General features: G+C 59.0%; 19 protein-coding genes and 1 tRNA gene. 13 read left to right on the forward strand and 7 right to left on the reverse strand.

The window, feature by feature from the left end; all coding sequences use genetic code 11:
• Nucleotides 1-40: 40 nt before the first annotated feature.
• The 7 genes from CAG47_RS14300 to CAG47_RS14330 all read right to left on the reverse strand — a co-directional run bounded on the left by CAG47_RS14300 (nucleotide 41) and on the right by CAG47_RS14330 (nucleotide 6,030).
• Nucleotides 41-796, reverse strand: a complete 756-nt coding sequence (locus tag CAG47_RS14300) for an ABC transporter substrate-binding protein (RefSeq protein WP_085725508.1) — start codon at nucleotides 794-796, stop codon at nucleotides 41-43.
• 78 nt (nucleotides 797-874) lie between these two features.
• Complete coding sequence (hisF, locus tag CAG47_RS14305; protein WP_085725509.1) at nucleotides 875-1,645, reverse strand: imidazole glycerol phosphate synthase subunit HisF; 771 nt, start codon at nucleotides 1,643-1,645, stop codon at nucleotides 875-877.
• Nucleotides 1,646-1,739: 94 nt separating this feature from the next.
• Nucleotides 1,740-2,489, reverse strand: a complete 750-nt coding sequence (gene hisA, locus CAG47_RS14310; RefSeq protein ID WP_085725510.1) for a 1-(5-phosphoribosyl)-5-[(5-phosphoribosylamino)methylideneamino]imidazole-4-carboxamide isomerase — start codon at nucleotides 2,487-2,489, stop codon at nucleotides 1,740-1,742.
• 99 nt (nucleotides 2,490-2,588) lie between these two features.
• Complete coding sequence (locus CAG47_RS14315; protein ID WP_085725511.1) at nucleotides 2,589-2,849, reverse strand: DUF2164 domain-containing protein; 261 nt, start codon at nucleotides 2,847-2,849, stop codon at nucleotides 2,589-2,591.
• Nucleotides 2,850-3,488, reverse strand: a complete 639-nt coding sequence (gene hisH, locus CAG47_RS14320; RefSeq protein WP_085725512.1) for an imidazole glycerol phosphate synthase subunit HisH — start codon at nucleotides 3,486-3,488, stop codon at nucleotides 2,850-2,852. It lies immediately after the preceding gene.
• Nucleotides 3,488-4,081 carry an imidazoleglycerol-phosphate dehydratase HisB gene (gene hisB / locus CAG47_RS14325; protein WP_085725513.1) on the reverse strand — a complete coding sequence of 198 codons (594 nt, stop codon included), beginning with the start codon at nucleotides 4,079-4,081 and terminating at the stop codon, nucleotides 3,488-3,490. Before hisB ends, hisH begins: the two co-directional genes overlap by 1 nt.
• A gap of 284 nt (nucleotides 4,082-4,365) precedes the next feature.
• Nucleotides 4,366-6,030, reverse strand: coding sequence for an OFA family MFS transporter (locus tag CAG47_RS14330; protein ID WP_085725514.1), 1,665 nt, complete (start codon nucleotides 6,028-6,030; stop codon nucleotides 4,366-4,368).
• A 231-nt stretch (nucleotides 6,031-6,261) separates the two neighbouring features.
• Between CAG47_RS14330 and panM the strand changes: the two genes are divergently transcribed.
• The 13 genes from panM to CAG47_RS14395 all read left to right on the forward strand — a co-directional run bounded on the left by panM (nucleotide 6,262) and on the right by CAG47_RS14395 (nucleotide 26,422).
• A complete protein-coding gene (gene panM, locus CAG47_RS14335) occupies nucleotides 6,262-6,666 on the forward strand; it encodes an aspartate 1-decarboxylase autocleavage activator PanM (RefSeq protein WP_085725515.1) in 405 nt (134 codons plus the stop codon).
• Between the two features lie 78 nt (nucleotides 6,667-6,744).
• Complete coding sequence (locus tag CAG47_RS14340) at nucleotides 6,745-8,979, forward strand: AsmA family protein (protein WP_085725516.1); 2,235 nt, start codon at nucleotides 6,745-6,747, stop codon at nucleotides 8,977-8,979.
• Nucleotides 8,976-10,043: an A/G-specific adenine glycosylase gene (gene mutY, locus CAG47_RS14345; protein WP_085725517.1), complete on the forward strand. Its 1,068-nt coding sequence runs from the start codon at nucleotides 8,976-8,978 to the stop codon at nucleotides 10,041-10,043. Before CAG47_RS14340 ends, mutY begins: the two co-directional genes overlap by 4 nt.
• On the forward strand, nucleotides 10,040-10,312 hold the full coding sequence (locus CAG47_RS14350) for an oxidative damage protection protein (RefSeq protein WP_007989188.1): 273 nt from the start codon (nucleotides 10,040-10,042) through the stop codon (nucleotides 10,310-10,312). The genes mutY and CAG47_RS14350 overlap by 4 nt, the downstream gene beginning before the upstream one ends.
• 103 nt (nucleotides 10,313-10,415) lie before the next feature.
• Nucleotides 10,416-10,491: transfer RNA gene (locus tag CAG47_RS14355), tRNA-Phe, on the forward strand.
• A gap of 522 nt (nucleotides 10,492-11,013) precedes the next feature.
• Complete coding sequence (locus tag CAG47_RS14360) at nucleotides 11,014-12,012, forward strand: hypothetical protein (RefSeq protein WP_085725518.1); 999 nt, start codon at nucleotides 11,014-11,016, stop codon at nucleotides 12,010-12,012.
• Nucleotides 12,013-12,059: 47 nt separating this feature from the next.
• Nucleotides 12,060-12,611, forward strand: coding sequence for a lecithin retinol acyltransferase family protein (locus tag CAG47_RS14365; RefSeq protein ID WP_085725519.1), 552 nt, complete (start codon nucleotides 12,060-12,062; stop codon nucleotides 12,609-12,611).
• A gap of 92 nt (nucleotides 12,612-12,703) precedes the next feature.
• Nucleotides 12,704-13,528 (forward strand): hypothetical protein, encoded by an 825-nt coding sequence (locus CAG47_RS14370; RefSeq protein ID WP_085725520.1) that lies wholly within the window; start codon nucleotides 12,704-12,706, stop codon nucleotides 13,526-13,528.
• Nucleotides 13,525-14,142 (forward strand): hypothetical protein, encoded by a 618-nt coding sequence (locus CAG47_RS14375; RefSeq protein WP_085725521.1) that lies wholly within the window; start codon nucleotides 13,525-13,527, stop codon nucleotides 14,140-14,142. Before CAG47_RS14370 ends, CAG47_RS14375 begins: the two co-directional genes overlap by 4 nt.
• Nucleotides 14,143-14,397: 255 nt before the next feature.
• Complete coding sequence (locus CAG47_RS29370; protein WP_085725522.1) at nucleotides 14,398-16,587, forward strand: calcium-binding protein; 2,190 nt, start codon at nucleotides 14,398-14,400, stop codon at nucleotides 16,585-16,587.
• 88 nt (nucleotides 16,588-16,675) lie between these two features.
• Nucleotides 16,676-19,726 carry an S-layer family protein gene (locus CAG47_RS14385; protein ID WP_085725523.1) on the forward strand — a complete coding sequence of 1,017 codons (3,051 nt, stop codon included), beginning with the start codon at nucleotides 16,676-16,678 and terminating at the stop codon, nucleotides 19,724-19,726.
• A gap of 299 nt (nucleotides 19,727-20,025) precedes the next feature.
• The gene (locus CAG47_RS14390) at nucleotides 20,026-23,334 is read left to right on the forward strand and encodes a calcium-binding protein (RefSeq protein WP_085725524.1); all 3,309 of its coding nucleotides are present in this window, start codon (nucleotides 20,026-20,028) and stop codon (nucleotides 23,332-23,334) included.
• A 103-nt stretch (nucleotides 23,335-23,437) separates the two neighbouring features.
• Nucleotides 23,438-26,422, forward strand: a complete 2,985-nt coding sequence (locus CAG47_RS14395; RefSeq protein WP_085725525.1) for an S-layer family protein — start codon at nucleotides 23,438-23,440, stop codon at nucleotides 26,420-26,422.
• The last annotated feature ends 57 nt before the right edge of the window (nucleotides 26,423-26,479 follow it).

The following is a 26,479-nucleotide window of genomic DNA, read 5'->3' on the forward strand; positions in this document are numbered from 1 at the left end:
GAGCGAGCAGGCTCGTTCCCACATTGATATGTGCTGGGTTCTACAGGTACTGCGCCATGATCTCGTCCACCCGCCCGTCCTTGCGCATCTGATCCAGCGCGGCCTGCAGCCTGGCAACAGTTTCGTCCGGCACATTCTTGTTCAGCACCAGGTACAGCTCGGCGCTGTTAAAGCGAAGTACCGTCTTGAGTCCGGTTACCCCGTCCTGGCGCGCCAGGTAGCGCCCGGCCGGGTCACCGGTGGCCCACAGATCGATCTGACCGCTGATCAGCTTCTTCGCGTTGTCCTGATCGCGCAGCACTACCATCGGCTTCAAGCCCTGCTTGGCCAGCGTCATGGCAATGGCATCACCCTTGTAGGCGCCAATCTTGTACTTGCGCGCGTCCTCCAGGGTTTCGAGGGTGATCTTGCTGTCAGCCTTGGCCAGCATGATCCAGTCGTCCGGGCCGATCGGCCCGACCCACTTGAACAGGTTTTCGCGGTCCGGCAGGCGCGCCATCACGAAAGCCCCGTAACCGGGGTTTTCCAGGGCGAGCTTGTAGACTCGCTCCCAAGGGAAACGCAGGGTCAGGCTGTAGGTAATATCGGCGCGCTTGAACATCTCGCGGACGATGTCCGTGGCGATGCCATTGATGTTCTCGTCCTGAGCGAAGTTCTTGCCGTTCTTCGCCATGTTGTACGGCGGGAAGTTTTCCGTCAGCAACACCAGGTCGGTATCGGGACTGTCTTTAGCGTGCGCTCCGTTGATCAACAACAGAGAGGCGCTGGCAAGGACAAGAAGAAAGCGTTTAAGCATGTCTGGCTACCGAAATCCATGGCGTACCCAAGAGTGCCTTGGGCACGCCATGATGTCCACTGGCCTGCACTGGATTGTTTAACGCATCACGATTCCGCGATGGGCCATGTACGCCTTGGCTTCCTGAACGGTGTATTCGCCAAAGTGGAAAATACTCGCCGCCAAGACCGCACTGGCGTGGCCTTCGATAATGCCGTCGGCCAGGTGCTGCAGGTTGCCGACACCGCCGGAGGCGATCACCGGAATGCCCAGCGCATCGCTGATGGCACGGGTGACGCCCAGGTCGAAGCCGTTTTTCATGCCGTCCTGGTCCATGCTGGTCAGCAGGATTTCACCGGCCCCCAGGCCTTCCATTTTCTTCGCCCACTCCACGGCGTCGAGGCCGGTTGGCTTGCGCCCGCCGTGGGTGAAGATTTCCCAGCGCGGGGTTTCGCCCGGCCCGGAAACCTTCTTCGCGTCGATGGCGACGACGATGCACTGCGAACCGAAATGCTCTGCGGCTTCGCCGACGAATTCCGGATTGAACACCGCGGCGGTGTTGATCGAAACCTTGTCCGCACCGGCGTTGAGCAGGTTGCGGATGTCTTGCACGGTGCGTACGCCACCGCCCACGGTCAGCGGGATGAACACCTGGCTGGCCATCCGTTCGACGGTGTGCAGCGTGGTGTCGCGGCCATCGACGCTGGCGGTGATGTCGAGAAAAGTAATCTCGTCGGCGCCCTGCTCGTCGTAGCGACGAGCGATTTCCACCGGATCACCGGCGTCGCGGATGTTTTCGAATTTCACACCCTTGACCACGCGGCCGTTGTCCACGTCCAGGCAAGGGATGATGCGCTTGGCTAAAGCCATAAGACTTAATCTCCGATTAAGAAGCTGCAAGCTTCAAGCTGCAAGAGAGAGCGGATCACCGTCACGCTTTAACATGCAGCTTGCAGCTTGCAGCTTACAGCTTGGAGCTGGCCGCGTAGCCATCACAAAAAGCTTGAGCCTCAGCAACATCCAGAGTGCCCTCATAAATCGCGCGGCCAGTGATCGCGCCGATGATGCCCGGTGCCCTGGCGTCGAGCAGGGTCTTGATGTCGCCCAGATTGTGGATGCCGCCGGAAGCGATGACCGGGATGGACGTGGCAGCAGCCAGTGCGGCGGTGAACGGTACGTTGCAGCCCTGCATCATGCCGTCTTTGGCGATGTCGGTGTAGACGATGGCGGAAACGCCGTCGGATTCGAAACGCTTGGCCAGGTCGATCACCTGCACCGAGCTGACCTCGGCCCAGCCGTCGGTGGCGACGAATCCGTCCTTGGCGTCCAGGCCGACGATGACCTTGCCCGGGAAGGCGCGGCAGGCTTCGGCGACGAACTCCGGTTCCTTCACCGCCTTGGTGCCGATGATCACGTAGCTCACACCCGCTTTCACGTAGTGCTCGATGGTTTCCAGCGAACGGATGCCGCCGCCGATCTGGATCGGCAGGTTCGGGTAGCGCTTGGCGATGGCGGTGACCACCTCACCATTGACCGGCTGGCCTTCGAAGGCCCCGTTCAGGTCGACCAGATGCAGACGACGGCAACCGCCCTCCACCCACTTGGCAGCCATGCTCACCGGGTCATCGGAGAACACTGTGGAATCTTCCATGCGGCCCTGGCGCAGACGAACACAGGCACCGTCTTTAAGATCGATAGCGGGAATAATTAGCATGCTTTTCCTTCGTCAAAGAGCGGCAAGCTGCAAGCTACAAGCTGCAAGCGAGCGGTGTACCAATTCTTGCAGCTTGAAGCTTGCGGCTTGAAGCTGCTCCTATTCTTTCTCGAGCGCCCACAGGTCGCTTTCGATGCTTTCGAACCTCTCTTTGAGGTGCGCCTGCACATCGAAAATCGCCCTGTTGTAATAGTGCGGAGCAATTTCACGGGTAAACAGCTCAAGAATCTCCGCCGCCTCGAACGAGCCGAGATCGAGTTCAAAGCGGTCTTCCATGAAACGCTTGATCTTGCGATTGGCCTCGCTCTCTTGCTCAGGGGTGAGCGTGAGAATGGGCGGCCTGGATTTCTTGACGGCCATTTACCAACGACCGTCCCACGCAGCGAAGTTCTGCAGCAATTGCAGGCCGTGGGTATGGCTTTTCTCCGGGTGGAACTGCACGGCGAAACGCGAGCCTTCGGCCAGCGCCGCGGCGAAATCGACACCGTAGTGACCGCTGCCCACCACCTGGCGCGCATTGGCGGCAGCGATGTAGTAGCTGTGCACGAAGTAGAACCGTGCCAGGTCAGGAATGTCGTGCCACAGCGGGTGACTCACCTTCTGCTTCACTTCGTTCCAGCCCATGTGCGGGACTTTCAGGTGTTCACCGTCCTCGACCAGATTCTTGCCGAAGAACTTCACCTGGCCCGGAAACAGGCCGATGCAGTCGACGCCGTCGTTCTCTTCGCTGGTGTCGAGCAAGGCTTGCATGCCCACGCAGATGCCAAGGAACGGACGGTCCTGGCTGACTTCACGTACCAGCGAATCGAAGCCGAGACGACGGATCTCCGCCATGCAATCGCGGATCGCGCCAACGCCGGGGAAAACCACCCGGTCGGCTTCGCGAATCACGTTGGCATCGCTGGTGATCAGCACCTTGCCTGCACCCACGTGCTCGAGGGCCTTGGCCACCGAGTGCAGGTTGCCCATGCCGTAGTCGATAACCGCGACTGTCTGCATTACAGGACGCCCTTGGTCGAAGGCATTTGCCCGGCCATGCGCTCATCGAGCTCCACGGCCATGCGCAGGGCGCGGCCGAAAGCCTTGAACACGGTTTCGATCTGGTGGTGGGTGTTGTGCCCACGCAGATTGTCGATGTGCAGGGTAACGTTGGCGTGGTTGACGAAGCCCTGGAAGAACTCCTGGAACAGGTCAACGTCGAAGCCGCCGACGGTGGCACGGGTGTACGGAACATGCATCTGCAGGCCCGGACGGCCGGAGAAATCGATCACCACGCGCGACAGCGCTTCATCGAGCGGCACGTAGGCGTGACCGTAGCGACGGATGCCCTTCTTGTCGCCGATAGCCTTGGTGAAAGCCTGGCCGAGGGTGATACCGACGTCTTCCACGGTATGGTGGTCATCGATATGCAGGTCGCCCTTGCTGACAATATCCAGGTCGATCAGCCCGTGACGGGCGATCTGGTCCAGCATGTGCTCAAGAAAAGGAACACCGATATCAAATCGGGCCTTTCCGGTGCCATCGAGGTTGATCGAGGCTTTGATCTGGGTTTCCAGAGTGTCGCGCTCGACAGACGCCATACGTTCGGCCATCACCAGCTCCGCAAAATCATTGGGCGAAAAAGGCAGTCATTATAGGCGTGCGGGCGCCAAACAGAAACACGGGAGGTGATATCGCTGACGGAGTGAATTCGGCGCCGCGACCGATAGACATGTCCATACAAGCCATTTGGTACACCGCAAAACAATATGTGGGAGCGAGCCTGCTCGCGAAAGCGGTGGCCCAGCCAACACTTATGTCGACTGACACTCCCTCTTCGCGAGCGGGCTCGCTCCCACAGGTTGGGTGTCGGCCTGAGAGTTTTCAGGCCAGTCCCTTAGTGAAAAAGTACCGCCGTCTTCTGCAGGGTCACCCACACTCCCCACGCCAGCGGAATACCCACCACCAGCCACGCTGCAATCGCCAGCGGCCTGGTGCCCGGCGCGGCTTTCCACTCCAGCACGGTACTGCCGTCAGTGCCTTTGTCATGACCCAGCGCCTGCTCGGCGGCCAGTTCGGCGTCGGTCATGAAGTACTTGTCCGCCACCGGACGCACCAGCAGATTGCACAGGAAGCCCAGCACCAACAGGCCGGCGAGGATGTACAGGGTGATGTCGTAGGCCGCTGCGCGCTCGACGCCAATGCTCAGCTGATACTCACGCAGGTAGTTCACCAGCACCGGACCGAGCACACCGGCAGCCGCCCACGCCGTCAGCAGGCGACCGTGGATCGCACCGACCATTTGCGTACCGAACAGATCCGCCAGATACGCCGGAACGGTCGCGAAACCACCGCCGTACATCGACAGGATGATGCAGAACGCTGCGACGAACAGCGCCACGCTACCCAGGTGGCCGAGGTTCGGAATCAGGCCGTACAGGGCAAAGCCCAGGGCGAAGAACACGAAATAAGTGTTTTTGCGACCCAGGTAATCCGAGAACGAGGCCCAGAAGAAACGCCCGCCGATGTTGAACAAGCTGAGCAAACCGGTGAACCCGGCAGCGATGGCGGCGATCGAAGCCAACTGCGAAGCGTCGAGTTGGCCGAACGCCAGGTCATTGCCCAGCAACTTGCCACCGAACACCTCCTGCAACAGTGGCGATGCCATGCCAAGGATGCCGATACCGGCCGATACGTTCAGGCACAGCACCAGCCAGACCAGGCGGAACTGCGGGGTTTTCCAGGCCACATTCACGTGGACATGACGATGGGTGATCATGGCGTTCGAGGCTTTTTTCGCCGGAGCGGTCCAGCCCTCGGGCTTCCACCCGGTTGGCGGCACGCGATAGGACAGCGCACCTCCGATCATGAACACGAAGTAGATCGCGGCCATCACCAGGAAGCTTTGCCACACACCAACGCTGGTAGGCGAGGCGAAATGCCCCATCAGCGCCGCCGCCAATGGAGCGCCGACCATCGCGCCGCCGCCGAAGCCCATGATTGCCATGCCGGTGGCCATGCCGCGCTTGTCTGGGAACCACTTGATCAGGGTCGACACCGGCGAGATGTAGCCCAGCCCCAGGCCGATACCGCCAATGACCCCGGAGCCGATCCACATCAGCCAGATCTGGTGGGTATACACCCCCAGCGCCGAAATCAGCAGGCCACCGCACCAGCACAGCGCCGATACGACACCGGCCTTGCGCGGCCCGGCATGTTCCAGCCAGCCACCCCAGATGGCCGCCGAACAACCCAGGAAGATGAAGAACAGGGTGTAGATCCAGCCGAGCATCGAGATCGGCCAGTCGCACTGGGACGAAAAGACCTGTGCGATAAAACTCATGTCTGGCGCGCAGGCCACCGCAGCAGTGATGCCCAGCGCCTTGGACAGCGGCAACCAGAACACCGAAAAGCCGTAGGCCATGCCGATGCACAGATGGATGGCCAAGGCAGCCGGTGGTACCAGCCAACGGTTGAAACCGGGCCTGGCGATGATCCGCTCCTTGGACAGGAACGCAGGCTGGTCGGCACTCAAGCCGTCCGCCGTGATGCTCGTGGTCATTGTGTATCCCCCAATTGTCAGTAGGGTTCGCCAGCCATGGCTCACACCCGGCCTCTATGCACGCAGGCATGACCGTTTTTTCGATGGAGCACATTGGTGTGCGACAACAGGTCGCAGAAGGACGGACGAACGGGCAAAGGTTACCATCTGCAAGTGACCCAAAAACCAAACTGACATCACGTTTTGCAAGTCATCTGATCTCCATCGCTTCATGACCTCACAGGAATCACCATGCCGATCATTGTCGAGCCGCTGAACCAAGCCACTGCCCAGGATCGGCAGGATCTGCAGAAGATCTACCACGACGCGCCGGACTGGCTGTTCGCCCCTTTTTCCGGGCAATCGCAGTTGATCGAAGACTGTTTGCACGACGACACCCTGATCGCCGGACGCTTCAATGATCGCCTGCTGGGCGCAGCCCGCTTGCAAAGGCACCAAGACGCCTGGCATTTGTCACACCTATGTGTGCGAAAAATTACCCGCCGCCGTGGCGTTGCCGAGCGACTGGTGGCCGAAGCCCGGAAAATGGCCGCGCAATCGGGCAAGACACTGCGCCTGCTGGCGCCTGCCGGGCATCTGGAGGCCCAGGCACTGGCCGCCAAGCTGAAACTGCCGCTGGATGTATTGCCGGCGTGATCAGCGACCGGTCGTCCGCTGCGGAGCGCTATACTCCTCGGCTAAATTTTGAATTCGATTAACTACAAGGACTCGCCCATGAAAGCGTTCGGCAAAATCCTGGGTCTGGTACTTCTCGGGCTGTTGCTGATCATTGTGGCATTGGGCTTTGCCCTGACCCACCTCTTCGATCCCAACGACTACAAAGACGAGATTCGCCAGATTGCCCGCGACAAGGCCCACATCGAGCTGACGCTCAATGGCGATATCGGCTGGAGCCTGTTCCCGTGGCTGGGCCTGGAACTGCACGACGCCAGTGTCGCGACCATGGTCAAACCGACCGAACCGTACGCCGACTTGCAGATGCTCGGTCTGTCGGTGCGCGTACTGCCGCTGCTGCGTCGTGAAGTACAGATGAGCGACGTGCGCGTGGAAGGCCTGAACCTGCGCCTGAACCGCGACAAGGACGGTCACGGCAATTGGGAGGACATCGGCAAGCTGCCTGCTGCAACGGCCGGCACCGTCGCGCCCGGCACCCCGCCAGCCGCCAGCGAACCTGCGCCCGACGCCAGCGTCGCGGCGGAAAAAACGCCCCAGCCGATCCGCCTGGACATCGACAGCCTGACCGTGAACAACGCGCGGGTTGAATACACCGACGAACGAACCGGCAAGAGCTTCAGCGCCGAAAGTATTCAGTTGAGCACCGGTGCGGTTCACGACTCCGTCAACATCCCGCTCAAGCTCACGGCGTTCCTGTCAGCCAACCAGCCTGCATTGCGAGTGCGCACCGAGCTCAATGGCGAACTGCGCATCGCACGTGCACTGCAGCGCTATCAGTTCGAAGACATGAAATTGTCCGGCGAAGTGACCGGCGACCCGCTTCAAGGCAAGAGCATGACCTTCTCCGCCCAGGGCCAACTGGTGCTGGACAAGGCCGCCAACGTTGCCGAGTGGACCGGTATCAAGATCTCCGCCAACCAATTGCGGGCACTGGGCGAACTGAAGGTCAACGACCTCGACAAAACGCCACAAGTCAGCGGCGGTATCTCGATTGCCCAGTTCGACCTGGCGAAATTCGTCGACAGCATTGGCCAGAAACTCCCGGCCATGGCCGAGGGCAGCCTGAGCAAAGTCGAGCTGGTCAGCCGACTGGCAGCGACACCGACCAGCCTGGTGCTCGACAACCTCAACCTGAAAGTCGACGACAGCACCTTCAGCGGCCGCATTGCCGTCGAGGACTTCGCCAAGCAATCGCTACGCGCCGTGCTCAAGGCCGACACCTTCAACGTCGACCGTTACCTGCCGCCAAAGTCCGCCGAGGCCAATAGCGCCACGCAGGTTCGCCAGGCCGAAGTCGCCAGCACCGAAGCCGATGCCATGGCCGCCGCCGGCAGCACACCACTGCCACCCGCACCGACCAAGGACGCGTGGAGCAATGAACGCCTGTTGCCAGTGGAACGCTTGAGCAAGCTCGATGTGGATGCCGACCTGACCTTCGGCCAGCTGACCCTGGAAAAATTGCCGATCCACAACGCAGCGCTCAAGGCCACCGGCCAGGGCGGCCTGCTGACCCTGGCCAACCTGCGCGGCGATCTGTACGAGGGCAACTTCGAAAGCACCGGCACGCTCGATGTGCGCCAGGCGGTGCCGGCGCTGAATCTGCAGACGAAGATCAGCCGGGTACCGGCAGAAAAAATCCTCGAAAGCCAGGGCAAGAATCCACCGGTCAAGGGCCTGGTCACCCTCAACAGCAGCCTGACCGGCAACGGCAACAGCCAGAAAGCGTTGATCGAGACCCTCAACGGCAACGCCAGTATCGTCATCAACAATGGCGTGCTGCTCAACGCCAACCTTGAGCAACAGCTGTGCAAAGGCATCGCCACGCTCAACCGCAAAACCCTCAGCGGCGAGCCACGGGGCAAGGACACACCGTTCCAGGAGCTCAAGGGTAACCTGACCTTGCGTAATGGCGTGGCCAGCAACCCCGACCTCAAAGTGCGCATCCCGGGCATGACCGTCAACGGCAACGGTGACATCGATCTGCGGGTGCTGGGCATGGATTACCGCGTCGGCATTATCGTCGAAGGCGACACCAGCGCCATGCCGGACCCGGCCTGCCAGGTCGGCGACAAGTTTGTCGGCATCGAGTGGCCACTGCGCTGCCGCGGCCCGCTGGAACTGGGCGCCAAGGCTTGCCGGGTGGATAACGACCGCATGAGCCAGGTGGCGTCCAAACTGGCCGGCGACAGGATCAGCGAAAAAATCGAAGAAAAATGGGGCGACAAAGTCGACCCGAAACTGAAAGACGCGCTCAAGGACCTGTTCAAGCGATGAAAGCCGAGCAGTTTTCAACGGCGGTGCTGGACTGGTTCGACCGCCACGGCCGTCACGATCTACCCTGGCAGCAGGACATCAACCCGTATCGGGTGTGGGTCTCGGAAATCATGCTCCAGCAAACCCAGGTCAGCACCGTGCTGAACTACTTCGACCGTTTCATGGCCTCGCTGCCAACGGTCGAGGCCCTGGCGGCGGCGCCGGAGGACGAAGTGCTGCACCTGTGGACGGGCCTGGGTTACTACACCCGCGCGCGCAACTTGCAGAAGGCCGCGAAAATCGTCGTCGAGCAGTACGGCGGCGAATTTCCCCGGGACGTGGAAAAACTCACTGACTTGCCGGGCATCGGCCTGTCCACCGCTGGCGCCATTGCCAGCATCAGCATGGGCCTGCGCGCGCCGATCCTCGACGGCAACGTCAAACGCGTCCTGGCGCGCTTTACCGCACAAGAGGGCTACCCCGGCGAGCCGAAGGTGGCCAAACAGCTTTGGGCCAGCGCTGAGCGCTTTACACCACACGACCGAGTGAACGCCTACACCCAGGCGATGATGGACCTCGGTGCCACGCTCTGCACCCGCAGCAAACCGAGTTGCCTGCTCTGCCCCCTGGAAAAAGGCTGTGAGGCGCACATGCTCGGCCTGGAAACCCGTTATCCGATCCCCAAGCCGCGCAAAGCCATCCCACAGAAGCGCACGCTGATGCCGATGCTCGCCAACGCCGAGGGCGCCATTCTGCTTTACCGTCGCCCTTCCACGGGCCTGTGGGGCGGCTTGTGGAGCCTGCCGGAACTCGACGGCCTCGACGACCTGGAACATCTGGCAACGCAGCACTCGCTGGAACTGGGCGCACAACAGGCATTGCCAAGCCTGGTGCACACCTTCAGCCATTTTCAGTTATCCATCGAACCCTGGCTGGTTCAGGTCCAGGAGATCGGCCATCACATGGCCGAGGCCGACTGGCTCTGGTATAACCTCGCCACCCCGCCGCGCCTGGGCCTCGCCGCCCCGGTCAAAACCTTGCTCGAACGCGCGGCCGCCGTATTGAACGCAGGAGAGTCGTCATGACCCGCACCATCATGTGCCGCAAGTACAAAGAAGAATTGCCAGGCCTGGAGCGCGCGCCCTTCCCTGGCGCCAAAGGCCAGGACATTTTTGACCACGTCTCGCAAAAGGCCTGGGCCGACTGGCAGAAGCACCAGACCCTGCTCATCAACGAAAAACGCCTGAACATGATGAACGCCGAAGATCGCAAATATCTGCAGGGCGAGATGGACAAGTACTTCTCCGGCGAGGATTACGCCAAGGCCGAAGGCTACGTGCCGCCGTCGGAATAACCCCGATTTATCGGGGGTCGGAACGTAAGCGACGGTAATAATTAAAATTTTTTTGAAAACTTGCTTGACGACCCCCTGAAAAACCCGTTTAATGCGCCCCGTTGCCCAGATAGCTCAGTCGGTAGAGCAGGGGATTGAAAATCCCCGTGTCGGCGGTTCGATTCCGTCTCTGGGCACCAAAATACCGAAAAGCCCCAAGTGAAGATGATTCCTTGGGGCTTTTTTATTGCCTGTCATTTTATGGTCGCCGGCCCCTTTGCGGGCCAAGTTCCAGCGGGACGCTCAGATTCGATCCTGAAGCATTGATAGCACCACCCTCCTCCAGATACTGAGCATCATCCATCCATTCCCAGCGACGCCTGCAGGAGCCTGAGAAGGGGATTGATACCGCGCTCTCCAATGCGCCCCACCACAGTTTTGCCCCTTTCCTCACCATCGTGCTTTTCGGGTCGACCGCCACCTTCTCTTCTTGTGGAAATGTCGCCGAGTGAACGTCACACGGCATACCCAACCTTCACCTGTGCGCAATTGCACTCCACTTGGACCACCTGCCTGGCGCAACCATGGAATCGGCGTCATGAGTCATCAGGCAGAGAAAGGATCAAGCCGGAAATCCGGCATACAGTAAGCTTGGGAGAAGACGAGCTCAGCGGATAACAGTCCGCGCGCCCTGCCCTCACCTCCCACACAAGGAAGTAACGTTGAATAATCTGTTCATGTACGCGCCCAAGGAGCTCAGCACGGATGCTTTTCTAGCCTGGTTTTTCAAGGAATTGGAGGTCAACCCAGACATCGCGGATTATCGTTCTCAGGTATTTCACGCTCTGGGGCTCGTTGCCGAAGACGAAACGCCCGTAAAAGTTGAACCGGTGCTTCAATCTGACAACGTCGATTTAATTTTGAGTTTTGAAGTCAACAACACGGCTCGCCGCATTCTGTTTGAGAACAAGACCTCGTCAACCTTCCATTCTGATCAGCTCAAGCGCTATCGGGAGCGTTTTCCGAATTGCGACAAGTACATTTACTTTAAAATCGGCTATATCGACACATGGGAACGTCAGAACCTAGAGGGATATCAGCTCATCTCGGCGCATGACTTTCATCAAGCAGTCAGTTTTTTAGCCCCATTTCACCCACTTATTCATCAGTACTGTGTATTCCTGAAAGACGCCTGGCTTTCCAAAGAGGAAAAGGTATTCCAGCGCTTGGCCATCTCTTGCCCAACAGCATTTGAAAGTGCGATAGGTCAGCGGTACCTCATCGGTGAGCTCTACGACCAACTAAAGGGCAGCGACCCGTTTTTGAAATTCAAGAAGGGCTCCAACATCAATGGGTCACCCTGGACCCAGCTGGATTTTTGTCGACGCAAGGACTACTACGAAGGCACAAACGAAACATTATTCTGGAGAGTAGACTCCCGTGCCGGGCGAACCTATCTACGAATCAACCAGTACGCTGCCATCCCTGTTGACCGCCCCGAAGTTGTTGCTCATAAAAAGCAACGTCTAAAGGCTTTGCGCGAGCTGGCCTCTGATATCAGCGGTCATTACGACCTGAAGCCCGGCAAGCTTTCAAACAAGGGCGTGCGAGAAAGTGAGGTCATCATTTTTTTCTTCGACGAGAACCCTTACGGCTTCCTCAAGGAGTTGCTGCCGGAATTTACAACCAAGCTCCAGTCGCAGTACTACCAACTGGAATAGAATCTCTGGAAGGTTCACTTAAGCATGCCAACGAGAGACTTGAAAAAATGAGCCTGTTCAAAACTTTAATTAGCCCCACCATCACGCCCACCGTTGTCAGAAGACCAGACCAGGAAAAAATCGACGCCGAGAGAAGAAGAACTGAACGAAGCGCTATCAACACCATTCTCGAGGAAGTCTTTGACTCTCAATGCATCTTGCTTCCAGGAAGTATTGTGGCTTGCGATCTTGGTCTTGGACTGCTGGATCACACCGGAATTTATATAGGCCAAAATCAAATTGTTGAGCGCAATGGGGATGGCAACATCAGAAAAGTCTCAATAACAACCTTTATCAACGCTTCAACACTGAGAACCGGGGTTACGCTCTACGCGGCGTGTGCGAATGGCAGGCTCATAGCCAGCCCAGAAATTGCAAAACGTGCACGAGAGGTGGTCGGGACAGACGCTGGCTATCACCTGATCGACAATAACTGTCATAAGCTGACGGCCTATCTGGCGACCGGCAGGCGCCACGATATCACCACCTTTTCCAAACTTGCCTCAATACTTGACACACATCACCCCGGACTAGAGTGGAAATCTGCAAAAGTTGGATAATCACCAAAGCACCATCTGCAGCCCCACCCGGAGCTCCTGCGGTCCGTCCGGAGTTTTTTGACGCAGCGCGCTCAGATAAAACAGGAGATAGAATGCTTGCAGCGATATTGAATGGAAAACGTCGCGGAAGCGGAGTAGCAGGTAAACAGCTGATACTGGGTAGTACAGAGGGTGCGGAAGATATTCTGACAGCCACAATATTTGAACGTCTGGCTTACCTTCCAGAATCGGTTTCAGCTACATTTTTCAGTCACCTGCTGGAGGTGGAGGAGCCGATCGGCACCTTGGACTTCATCGAATTCTGGCCATCATGGTCGCTCGACGGCAAGCGTGTTGAGCCTGATGTGGTGCTATATGGCAGCGAACGCACTTTGCTGATTGAAGCCAAGCGCTACGACGACAGCAACCAACAGTACGCGCTACAGCTAGCCAATGAACTGAAGGCAGGCTGGGAGTGCGGGCGTTTAGGCAATGCCCCCCTGCTTCTCACTATTGGCGGTTTGCAAGACTACTCACAGGAAACTGCTGCGGTGCTCAGGGCACAGATTGATGGCGAACTGGACATGACAGGCCCGGATTACGAGCTGATTTGTCGAAGCTGGCATCAGGTGTATCAAGCCCTGGAGGCAGCCATAGCTGATGCCGATAAAGATACCTCGCCAGGACTGCAACGTTTGCTTGATGACATCGCCTCTACTTTTGAGTGGCACGGTCTACGTACGCAGGCCCGGCGATGGCTAGGGCAATTGAAACCCGTATCAATTCAAATCACCCCGTTCCCTTTTTACGACTTCAAGCCAATGGCAAGTACACCTTGTTTGAAACAACCTGAACTCAGCTATCCGCTCTCTCAATTGCCTGTACCCAGTATCGCCTTCGTTGCTTTTCCTGTTAAAGAATGGAGCCTCACACCTTGAATACCGCAACAACTATTGATGATGCACTGCTGGACGTGCGCAAGGCTTATCGTTTTCTGGCCGACTACCAACAACGGGTCCTGGAATTACTGGGCTTTATTCGAAAGGAACTAAGTGCAGATCATTATCATCAGGTTCCCCGTAACCGCATACCGCGCAACCTGGAAGGTATAGACACTAGTAATAATGTGGGGCAACGCTTTTTGCCGTTCAACGATATTTCGGTACTGTGGCTCCGTAATACCGGCCAGGAAGATCCCGTTCATTTTCATCAGAAAGATGACTTATTGATCGACATATGGGTGCGTAGTGACACAGGCAACGGCACAGACAATGAGCCGGCACAATCGGCGGAACAAAGCCGAAGCGAGTTGCGTATTTACTTTTTCCAGTGTGTCGTCCCTCTGGAGAAGTCATACAACTGGTACAGCCAGGTATGGGCTAAAACAAATTATCCCCCACTTTGTGAGGTTGCAGTGTGTGACGACAATCCTGGCTATCGCGCTTATGGCGAGACCTTGTGCCTATCAACATTGACCGATGCGACTTCTACACGTACCGCCCTTACAGAACTCCGCCAACGTGCTTCAATCAAGCTCGGACAGACTATCTGACTGCTGCATTGGAGTGAAAATGAAAGAGCTCTGGATGAGCGCCATGCAAAATCAGTGAAGGCTTTGGCTCGACTCAGCCTGCACCGCTCCGGCGCTCCTGCGATACGTCCAGAAGCTTTTGAGGCCATCAGCAACATTTGCAAGCAACCTGAAACCACCAACTTGATCGCCAAAATAATGGCAATTTGACGCTATCGTTTTGCGCGGTAAACTGCCAGCCACTTCCGTTTTCACGTTGCGTAAAAGGAATTTGCAATGCCAACCCTGGGCGAAATCCGCGTCAACTCTACAACTGGCTATCATTCCGAGCCCTCCCTCACGGCCCTGAAAGATGGTGGTTACATCGTGGCGTGGAGCGACCAGGGAACAAGCACCACCGATTACATCTTCACCCAACGCTATAACGCCAGTGGCGTGAAGGTAGGCGGACCAGCCCTCGTCAACGCGGTTACGAACAGCGCGCAGGAAGATCCCACCATTACCGCATTGGCCAACGGTGGCTACGTGGTCGCCTGGCAATCGGATACTTTCGACGATATGTCGGACATCGCCGCCCAGGTCTACAACGCCAATGGCGTCAAGGTTGGAAGCGAGTTCATCGTCAACACGACCAAAACCGGCATGCAAGACAGCGCGCAGATCACCGCGCTCAATGACGGCGGTTTTGTGGTGTCCTGGTCTTCGTACGGCCAGGACGGCAGCGGCTGGGGCGGTTACCTGCAGCGCTATAACGCCAGCGGGGCGAAGGTTGGTGTAGAAACACGCGTCTCGACCACCACTCAGTACGACCAGGATGGCCCTACCGTCACCGGCCTTGCCGATGGCGGCATGATGGTGGTTTGGGAGGGCAACGGAAAAGACGATACAAGTGGCATCTTCGGTCAGCGGTTCAAGGCCGACGGCAGCAAGTCGGGCGCAGAGATTCGTATCAATACCAGGGTAACGGACGATCAGACAGACCCCGTCGTCAAGGTTCTGAGCAACGGTAGCTATGTCGTCACCTGGCAATCGGCTCCCGACGATGGCGATGGCAACGACGAAACCGATGCCCCTGCCGACATCTACGCGCAGCTTTTCAATGCCGCTGGCGTAAAAGTGGGTGCGGAAACCCGGGTGAACACCACCACCGCAGGCAATCAGGAAGAACCCAATGTCACCGCCATGACCAATGGCGGTTATCTGGTGACCTGGGCAGGCCAAGGCACCGGTGATGTAAATGGCATCTTCTGCCAACTCTTCAATGCCAGCGGCGTCAAGGTGGGTAGCGAAACCCGCCTCAACACATCCACCACCGGCAATCAATCGTTCTCTCAGGTGACGACATTGGCCGATGGCGGCTATGTGGTTGCCTGGGAGTCCTCCGTGGTCAATGGCCAAGTTGACGTTTACACCCAGCGTTTCGACGCGAACGGCAACAAGGTTTCCAGCCTGACAGGCGATGCACTGGCCAACACCCTGACCTGGACCGGCGCCGGCAGCGTGATCATCGACGGCGGCGCGGGCAACGACGCGCTTACAGGAGGTCGCGCCAACGACCACCTGAACGGTGGCGTCGGCAATGACTCGCTCAACGGCGCCGCCGGTGCCGACCGCATGATCGGCGGCGATGGCTCCGACCTCTACTACGTCGACAATACCGGCGATATCGTCAGCGAAACCAATGCCACCGCCAGCACCGGCGGCACCGACAGCGTCTACAGCTTCCTCGGCGCCTACACCCTGGGCGACAACGTCGAGAACCTGCGCCTGCTGTCGACCGGCGCTGCCAATGGCACCGGCAACAGCCTCAACAACATCATCGACGCCGGAGCTGGCAACAACATCCTCAATGGCGGTGCCGGCGTCGATACGCTGTCCTATGCCTATGCCTCCGCCGCGGTCACGGTCAACCTGGGGCTGACCACCGCGCAAGCCACCGGTGGTTCTGGCACGGACACCCTGTTGAACTTCGAGAACCTCACGGGCAGCGCCTATCACGACAAGCTGACCGGCAATGCGCTTGCCAACACCCTCACTGGCGGTGCCGGCAACGACACACTGACCGGTGGAGCGGGCAACGACACCCTCATCGGTGGAGTCGGTAACGACCTGCTGATCGGCGGCACGGGCCTGGACAAACTTTATGGCGGCGCCGGGGCCGACACATTCGACTTCAATGCCTTGAATGAAATGGGCCTGGGCGCCGCCCTGCGCGATGTCATTGGCGATTTCAAACACAGCGAGGGCGACAAGATCGACCTCTCGACCCTGGACGCCAACCTGGCGACGGCGGCGAACGACGCGTTCAGTTTCATTGGCTCCAGCGCATTCAGCAGCAATGCCACAGGGCAGCTACGGTTTGCCGGCGGCATTCTCTACGGCAGCACCGACGCCGACACCGCCGCGGAGTTCGAAATTCAATTGCTGGGTGTCAGCAACTTGCAAACCGCCGACCTGATTGCCTGATCGGCCAGATGTTGCATATCCGATGTTTCATGGTTGTCCCGAAAACAAACCGACAAGAAAGTTCTAAACAAACGACAGGGGTGTTGATATGGCTAGTTTGATAAACGGTCTGGGTGGTGCAGCGGGTTTCGGGGAGAATCAGCTGACTCGAAACGATGACAGCTACACCTCCTACATCGATATCAGCACTGTTTTCGGGGCGAGCGGACTCAATTTCTTCGGCACCAACTACACCGATATTTCCGTAAACAACAACGGAAACATCACATTTGGCAGTGGTCTTTCCACCTATACCCCCTACGGCATGCAAGATTCCAGCAGGCCGATGATTGCGCCCTTCTTTGCCGACGTCGATACCCGTGGCGGACCGGTCGGCGCCACGTCGGGCGGCACATCGACGGGCAGCAACCTGGTCTATTACGACTTCAATACCGCAGGCAATGGCACGCTGACCGTTACCTGGGATGACGTCGGTTACTACAACAGCAAGGTAGACAAGCTCAATGCATTCCAACTCCAGCTGGTTGGAAAGGGCAACGGCAACTTCGATGTCATCTTCAGATATGAAACCATCAACTGGACGACCGGTAGCGCCAGTGGCGGCACCGCTGGCCTGGGAGGAACCGTCGCCCGTGCCGGTTACTCGACTGGCGATGGCTCATCCTGGTATGAACTGCCGCAATCGGGCAATGAATCCGCCATTCTCGGGCTGGAAACCACGCCAGGTAACACAGGGGTAGCCGGTTACTACAAATTCAGCATCGTCAGCGGTACATCCGGCAATGACAACATGCAAGGCACTGCCGGGAATGACTCGCTCTATGGCTCTTCCGGCAATGACATCATCAATGGCTATGCCGGAAATGACGTCCTCTACGGCGCAGCGGGCAGCGACAGGCTCTTGGGTGGCCTGGGAGACGACACCTATATCGTGGATGCGCTGGATACGCTTGTCGAACTTGCCAACCAGGGTACCGACGTCGTTCAGTCAGAAATCAGCTATACGCTCGGTGACAACCTGGAGAACCTGATCCTGACTGGTAACAGCAGTATCAACGGCACAGGTAACGCACTGAACAACACCTTTGTCGGCAACTCGTACAACAATATTTTCAATGGCGCGGGGGGCACCGACTTTGTTTCGTATGCCTATTCCAACTATGGCGTCAGCGTCGATCTGTCCAACACCGGCTCACAATATAACTCCTATCAAGGCTACGATACTTTCGTGTCCATCGAGGGCGTGATCGGTACTGATGATTCCGACACACTGACCGGCAACGCCCTGGCCAATATCCTTTACGGCGGCGCAGACAACGACACCCTCAATGGCGGAGCCGGCAACGACACCCTCGATGGCGGCAGTGGCGTCGACCGCATGACGGGCGGTGAAGGCTCTGACATCTACTACGTCGACAATGTCGGCGATATCGTCAGTGAAACCAACGCCACGGCCAGCACCGGCGGCACCGATAGCGTCTATAGCTACCTCGACGCCTACACCCTGGGTGACAACGTCGAGAACCTGCGCCTGCTGTCGACCGGCGCTGCCAACGGCACCGGTAACGGCCTCAACAACATCATCGAAGCCGGCGCCGGCAACAACGTCCTCAATGGCGGCACCGGCGTCGATACCTTGTCCTATGCCCTTGCCACCGCAGCGGTCACGGTCAACCTGGGACTGACCACTGCGCAAGCCACCGGCGGTTCCGGTTCAGACACCCTGTTGAACTTCGAGAACCTCACGGGCAGCAACTATCACGACAAACTGACCGGTAACGCAGCCGCCAATACACTCAGCGGTGGCCTGGGCGGCGACCAACTCAACGGCGGCGCCGGTGCCGACCGCATGATCGGCGGCGATGGTTCCGACCTCTACTACGTCGACAATACCGGCGATGTCGTCAGCGAAACCAATGCTGTCACCGGTGGCATCGATACCGTTTTCAGCTACCTCAGTGCCTACACCCTGGCTGACAATGTCGAGAACCTGCGCCTGCTGTCGGCCGGCGCTGCCAACGGCACCGGTAACAGCCTCAACAACGTCATCGACGCCGGGGCCGGCAACAACGTCCTCAATGGCGGCGCCGGTATCGATACCTTGTCCTATGCCTATGCCACGGCGGCGGTCACGGCCAACCTGGGGTTGACCACCGCACAAGCCACCGGTGGTTCTGGCACAGACACCCTGTTGAACTTCGAGAACCTCACGGGCAGCAACTATCACGACAAGCTGACCGGTAACGCGGCCGCCAACACACTCAGCGGCGGCCTGGGCAGCGACCAACTCAACGGCGCCGCCGGTGCCGACCGCATGATCGGCGGCGATGGCTCCGACCTCTACTACGTCGACAATGCCGGCGATGTCGTCAGTGAAACCAATGCCGTCGTCGGCACGGGTGGCATCGATACCGTTTACAGCTTCCTCGGCGCCTACACCCTGGGTGACAACGTCGAGAACCTGCGCCTGCTGTCGACCGGCACTGCCAACGGCACCGGTAACAGCCTCAATAACGTCATCGACGCCGGGGCCGGCAACAACGTCCTCAATGGCGGCGCCGGTATCGATACCTTGTCCTACGCCTATGCCACGGCGGCGGTAACCGCCAACCTGGGGCTGACCACCACGCAAGCCACCGTTGGTTCCGGTTCAGACACCCTGTTGAACTTCGAGAACATCACGGGCAGTAACTATCACGACAAGCTGACCGGTAACGCGCTCGCCAATACCCTCAACGGCGGTGCCGGCAATGACACACTCACCGGTGGCGCCGGCAACGACCTGCTGATCGGCGGCACGGGCCTGGACAAGCTTTATGGTGGCACCGGGGCCGATACATTCGACTTCAATGCCTTGAATGAAATGGGCCTGGGCGCCGCCCTGCGCGATGTCATTGGCGATTTCAAGAGCAGCGAAGGCGACAAGATCGACCTCTCGACCCTGGACGCCAACCTGGCGACGGCAGCCAACGATGCGTTCAGTTTCATCGGCTCCAGCGCGTTCAGCAGCAATGCCACAGGGCAGCTACGGTTCGCCGGCGGCATTCTCTACGGCAGCACCGACGCCGACACCGCCGCGGAATTCGAAATTCAGTTGGTGGGTGTGAGCAACTTGCAAACTACCGACCTGATTGCCTGATAGAGGGTGATCGTACGGTTATGACAAAAGGCTGCCATGGGCAGCCTTTTGTTTTTCTGGCGGTTGCCTTATCGGACGAAAGCCATCCCGGAAACCCGGCACACAGCGCATGCGAGGCGACGACCGGGCAAGCAATATGGCAAATGGCTACTTACAATGAGTCCCATTATCTGTACGACCCGTAAGTTGAAGGTTGCGAACTGGGTGCCCGGCGGTTTACCCCCCGCCATTCATAGAAAACAACAAATGACGCAGCTGCGTGGATTTCCACTCGCTGCACTGAATCAAGGAAATCAGACATGGCCGTGATAACAGGCACTACGAGCAACGACGCTCTACTCGGGACAAGTGAGCCCGACAGCATTACCGGCCAGGCGGGGGATGACATTCTCGACGGTGGTGCGGGCCTGGACACGCTGGACGGCGGCAGCGGGAACGACACCTATATTCTCGACAAGATTGCCGAACTGAAGTCTGACTTTACTTCCGTGTCCGGAATTTCCGGCCTCACAAGCCCCACCTACGCCATGTTCAATCACTGGCCGGGTACCGATCAGCTGCAAATCGACGCTATCTACTTTTCTGACTCATCCGGACTGTATTGGGGCCAAGGCAGCTACTACACCGCCAACGGCAGCTTTGTCACCCAGTGGTTTTCCTTTGCATCCGCGGGGGGATTAGCCTCCGAAGCGGCTATCGGAGAAAGCTTTTTCTACAACTACCACGTCGATCAAATCGTTCAGGACAGTGGCGGTACCGATCTGGTCAAGTCCAGCCTGGACAGCTATACCCTGGGCAGCAGCCTGGAAAACCTGGAGCTGACTGGCAGCGAAAATATCAATGGCTTTGGTAACAACCTGAATAATCGGCTCACCGGTAACAGCGGCGCCAATACCCTGGCGGGCTACGGTGGCGACGATATCCTCGACGGAGGCACGGGTGCCGACGTGATGCAGGGCGGCGACGGGGCCGACACCTATTACGTCGACAATGTCGGTGATGTGGTCAGCGAAACCAGCACGGGCGGCGTTGACCTGGTCGCCCACTCCCTCGCCAACTACACCCTGGGCGCCAATATCGAGAATGGCCGCATTCTCTCGACCGCAAGCGCCAACCTGACCGGCAACGCTCTCAACAACGTGCTTTATGCAGGTAGCGGCAACAATATTCTCGACGGCGGCGCAGGCCTCGATACCGTTTCATACCACTATGCGGGCCCTGTCACCGTCAATCTGGGCATCACCGGCGTACAAGCCACAGGTGGCTCCGGTACGGACACCCTGAAAAACATCGAGTCGGTGACCGGCAGTCAGCTCAACGACACCCTGACGGGCAACGCGGATGCCAATACCCTGGACGGCAATGTCGGCTTCGATCTTGTCTTGGGAGGAGGCGGCAACGATACCCTGATGGCTGAAGGGGGATATTCGGCGTCGTTTACCTGGTCGAGTGCCGGGCATACATTCGATGAGTTTGGCAATCCGATTGGCGGCTTTGATGTCTATTACTACATAGGCGAAACCCTCGACGGCGGTACCGGCAGCGATAGCGTCAGTTATGCCAATGCCCAAACCGGCGTGGTCGTGAACCTGGTCAGCGGGCTTGGGTATGCAACGGGCGCCATTTCACAGCTCGACAACGTGCCTTACCCTCTGGTCACCAGCGGCGGGGATTTCATCACTTCCGTGGAAGAAGCCATCTTCGACTTTGCCGACCATCTGGTCAGCATCGAAAACATCGTCGGCAGCAGGTTCGGCGATGTTCTGACCGGCGACAATACGGCCAACTCCCTCAACGGCGGGGCGGGTGCGGACACCTTGATCGGCGGACTCGGCGACGACCTCTACTACGTCGACAACATCGGCGACGTCGTCAGCGAAACCAATGCCACGGCCAGCATCGGCGGCAAGGACACGGTCTACAGTTTTCTCAGCGCCTATACCCTCGGCGCCAATGTCGAGCAAGGTCGCCTCCTCTCGACCGGGGCCGCCAACCTTACGGGCAACAGCCTCAACAACACCCTCTATGCCGGGGTCGGCAACAACGTCCTCAATGGCAGCACCGGCATCGACAGCGCCTCCTACCTCTATGCCACCAGCGCAGTCGCTGTCAGCCTGGCCGTGACCACGGCCCAGGCCACTGGCGGGTCCGGCGCCGACACCCTGATCGCTATCGAAAACCTCGCGGGCTCCAACTACAACGACACGCTCACGGGTGACGCCGCCGCCAACCTGCTGAGCGGTGGCGCCGGTAACGATACGCTCAACGGTGGTGCGGGCAATGACGTGTTCGATGGTGGCACAGGCCTGGACCGGATGACGGGTGGCGATGGTTCCGATGCCTACCACGTCGAGAACACGGGCGATGTCGTGATTGAAACCAATGCGACGACCAGCACTGGCGGCAGCGACACGGTCTACAGCTATCTCAGCGCCTACACCCTCGGCGCCAATGTCGAGAACGGTAGCATCCTCGCCACCGGGGTCGCCGCCCTGACAGGCAACAGCCTCAACAACACCCTCTATGCCGGAGCCGGCAACAACGCCCTCGATGGCGGCATCGGGGCCGATACCTTGTCCTATGCCTTTACCACTGCGGCCGTCACGGTCAACCTGGGGCTGACCACCGCGCAAGCCACCGGTGGTTCTGGCACGGACACCCTGTTGAATTTCGAGAGCCTCACCGGCTCGAACTACAATGACAGGCTCACGGGCAACGCCGCCCCCAACACGCTCAACGGTGGCGCCGGTAACGATACGCTCGACAGTGGGGCGGGCAATGACGTTTTGGACGGCGGCACAGGCCTCGACCGGATGACGGGCGGTGATGGGTCTGACATCTACTACGTCGACAACACCGGCGACGTCGTCATTGAAACCAATGCGACAACCAGCATCGGCGGCAGCGATACGGTCTTCAGCACGCTCAGCGCCTACACCCTCGGCGCCAATGTCGAGAGCGGTCGTCTCCTCGCCACCGGGGTCGCCAGCCTGACGGGCAACAACCTCGACAACACCCTCTATGCCGGAGCCGGCAACAACGTCCTCAATGGCAGCACCGGCGTCGACACGGTCTCCTACGCCTATGCCAGCAGCGCCGTCAGCGCCAGCCTGGCCGTGACCACGGCCCAGGCCACCGGTGGCTCAGGTGCCGACACCCTGGTCGCCATCGAAAACCTCACCGGGTCCAACTACAACGACAAACTCACGGGCAACGCCGCCGCCAACCTGCTCAACGGTGGGAGCGGGAGCGACATCCTGGTCGGCGGTATGGGCAAGGATGTTCTCACTGGCGGTGCCGGCAACGATATCTTCGATTTCAATGCCCTCTCTGAAACGGGGCTGACCAGCGCCACCTGGGACATCATCACCGACTTCACCCGGGGAGCCGACAAGATTGATCTGTCGACGCTCGATGCCAACACGGCGACGGCCACCAATGAAGCCTTCCACACGGTCATCGGCAGTACCGCTGCCTTCAGTGTGGCCGGACAGTTGAAGTTTGCGGGGGGAGTGCTCTACGGCAATACCGATGCAGACAGCGCCGCCGAGTTCGCCATTCAGATCACCGGCATCAATACCCTGGCAACGTCGGACTTCATCGTCTGACCCAAAGGAGGGGGGCATTGCAGAGGCATGCCCCTCGACTTGACCGCCTGGTGAAAAGGTTCAAAGAACACGTCCAAGCAGCCCTTCCAAGGAGCTTCGACCCATGGCAACGCCCACTACCCTGTTCGAGTTCTATACCAGTATCGGTTTGACCCTTCCCCCGATCAGCACTCGGGCTCAGCTGTATGAGTCATTCGGCCTGGGCAGCAGCGCAAGCTATGTGGGCACAGCCAGCCAGAACGATGCCTTGCTGGGTGTTCTGGTCGAATACACCACTCCCCACGGTGCGCTGGATGCACTGGCGCAATTCAAAGACACCTTGAGCAGCCTGACCATCGGCGATCTTCTGGCCAATCTGGACCCTGCGGAACTCGCCAGCATCCTTGCCATGGGCACCATCCCCGCTGACGCGGTTGACGAAGGTATTGCCCTGTTGAGCCAGTTCAATCCGGCCACCAGCGTCTATGACGCGCTGGTGCAATTGATCCAGACCAATTCGATAACCAACGCCAGCAACCCGCAATTTTATGTGCCTGACGATCTTCAGTGGCAACAACCACCCGGAAGCGTGGACTCCGGCGTTAACTTCGAGTCCCCTTCATTTAGTGTCAACAACACAACCAATGAGTGGAAACTTTCAAACCTGCTGCCCAGTGACTTGCCGAACATCCCTGTCGAGGATGTTAAATTTTATACCGGTGTCGGTATATCAGCGTTGCTGGACGGCATCACCAGGGAAATGACCAATGTCATTGTCAATGAGATCATCAAACCCAACATTCCTACCGGCGTCTTTAACGCCCTGAGTCAGTTCCAAACGCCAGTCAAAAACGTCAATTCGCTATCGGGCCTGATGAAAGGCTGGCTCACGGACACGCTTGTCGAACTCAACCACGGCATCGATGCCGTTGGCGGGGGCGGCAGCTGGGATGATAGCCAGGTCTGGAACAGAACCAACACTTTCGCGCAAGACCTGCAAACCGCCCTGATCAAAAACCTCGGTGGCAACGTCGGCAGCGTCGGCAAGGCCATCGAGAAAGCACGCATCTTTCTCCAGCACAGCGACCTGACCTTCGCCGTCCAAAGCACCGACACAGCAGCCTCCTTCACAGCACCAATCGGGCATCGCGTTGCCGTTCTGGGCGCTTCCCGCGGGGACACCCTGATCGGAGGCACAAGCCACGACGTGCTGATTGGCCAGGGAGGCGCGGACAACTTCTCAGGAATGGCCGGCAATGACCTGCTATCGGGATTCGCTGGCAACGATGTGCTGAATGGCGGCGCAGGCGTCGACAGGATGATTGGCGGCGATGGTTCCGACCTCTACTACGTCGACAACATCGGCGATGTCGTGATTGAAACCAATGCCTCGGTCGGCACCGGCGGCAAGGACACGGTCTACAGTTTTCTCAGCGCCTATACCCTCGGCGCCAATGTCGAGCAAGGTCGCCTCCTCTCGACCGGGGCCGCCAACCTTACGGGCAACAGCCTCAACAACACCCTCTATGCCGGGGTCGGCAACAACGTCCTCAATGGCAGCACCGGCATCGACAGCGCCTCCTACCTCTATGCCACCAGCGCAGTCGCCGTCAGCCTGGCCGTGACCACGGCCCAGGCCACCGGCGGGTCAGGCGCCGACACTCTGCTAGCCATCGAAAACCTTACGGGCTCCAACTACAACGACAGGCTCACGGGCAACGCTGCCGCCAACCTGCTGAGCGGTGGCGCCGGTAACGATACGCTCGACGGTGGTGCGGGCAATGACGTATTCGATGGAGGCACAGGCCTGGACCGGATGACGGGCGGTGATGGTTCCGATGCCTACCACGTCGAGAACGCAGGCGATGTCGTGATTGAAAGCAATGCGACGACCAGCACCGGCGGCAGCGACACGGTCTACAGCTATCTCAGCGCCTACACTCTCGGTGCCAATGTCGAGAACGGTAGCATCGTCGCTGCCGGGATCGCCGCCCTGACGGGCAACAGCCTCAACAACACCCTCTATGCCGGAGCCGGCAACAACGTCCTCAATGGCAGCACCGGTATCGATACCTTGTCCTATGCCTTCGCCACTGCTGCGGTCACGGCCAACCTGGGGCTGACCACCGCGCAAGCCACCGGTGGTTCTGGCGCTGACACCCTGTTGAACTTCGAGAATCTCACGGGCAGCAACTATCACGACAAACTGACCGGAAGTTCGCTTGCCAATACCCTCAATGGTGGCCTGGGCAACGACACCCTCAACGGCGCCGCCGGTGCCGACCGCCTGATCGGTGGCGATGGCTCCGACCTCTACTACGTCGACAACACCGGCGACGTCGTGATTGAAACCAATGCGACAACCAGCACCGGCGGCAGCGATACGGTCTACAGCTTTCTCGGCGCCTACAGCCTCGGCGCCAATGTCGAGAGTGGTCGCCTCCTCGCCACCGGAGTCGCCAGCCTGACGGGTAACAGCCTCGACAACACCCTCTATGCCGGAGCTGGCAACAACGTCCTCAATGGCAGCACCGGCGTCGACACCGCCTCCTACCTCTATGCCGGCAGTGCAGTTACCGCCAGCCTGGCCGTGACCACGACCCAGGCCACCGGTGGCTCTGGCGCCGACACCTTGATCGCCGTCGAAAACCTCACGGGCTCCAACTACAACGACAGGCTCACGGGCAACGCCGCCGCCAACCTGCTCAACGGCGGCGCCGGCAATGACACATTGCTGGGTGGGGGCGGGAACGACATCCTGATCGGCGGCACGGGCAAGGATGGTCTCACCGGCGGCGTCGGCAACGATATCTTCGATTTCAATGCCCTCTCTGAAACGGGGCTGACCAGCGCCACCTGGGACATCATCACCGACTTCACCCGGGGAGCCGACAAGATTGATCTGTCGACGCTCGATGCCAACACGGCGACGGCCACCAATGAAGCCTTCGCCTCGATCATCGGCAGTACCGCTGCCTTCAGTGCGGCCGGACAGTTGAAGTTTGCAGGGGGAGTGCTCTACGGCAACACCGATGCGGACAGCGCCGCCGAGTTCGCCATTCAGGTAGTCGGTATTGGCAGCATTACGACGGCGGACCTCATGCTTTGAAAAGAAAAACCCCGAATCGCATGATTCAGGGTTTATGTCCGATCCCTGGTTCAGAGC

The sequence above is a fragment of the Pseudomonas sp. R37(2017) genome (assembly GCF_002113375.1).
Taxonomy (GTDB): domain Bacteria; phylum Pseudomonadota; class Gammaproteobacteria; order Pseudomonadales; family Pseudomonadaceae; genus Aquipseudomonas.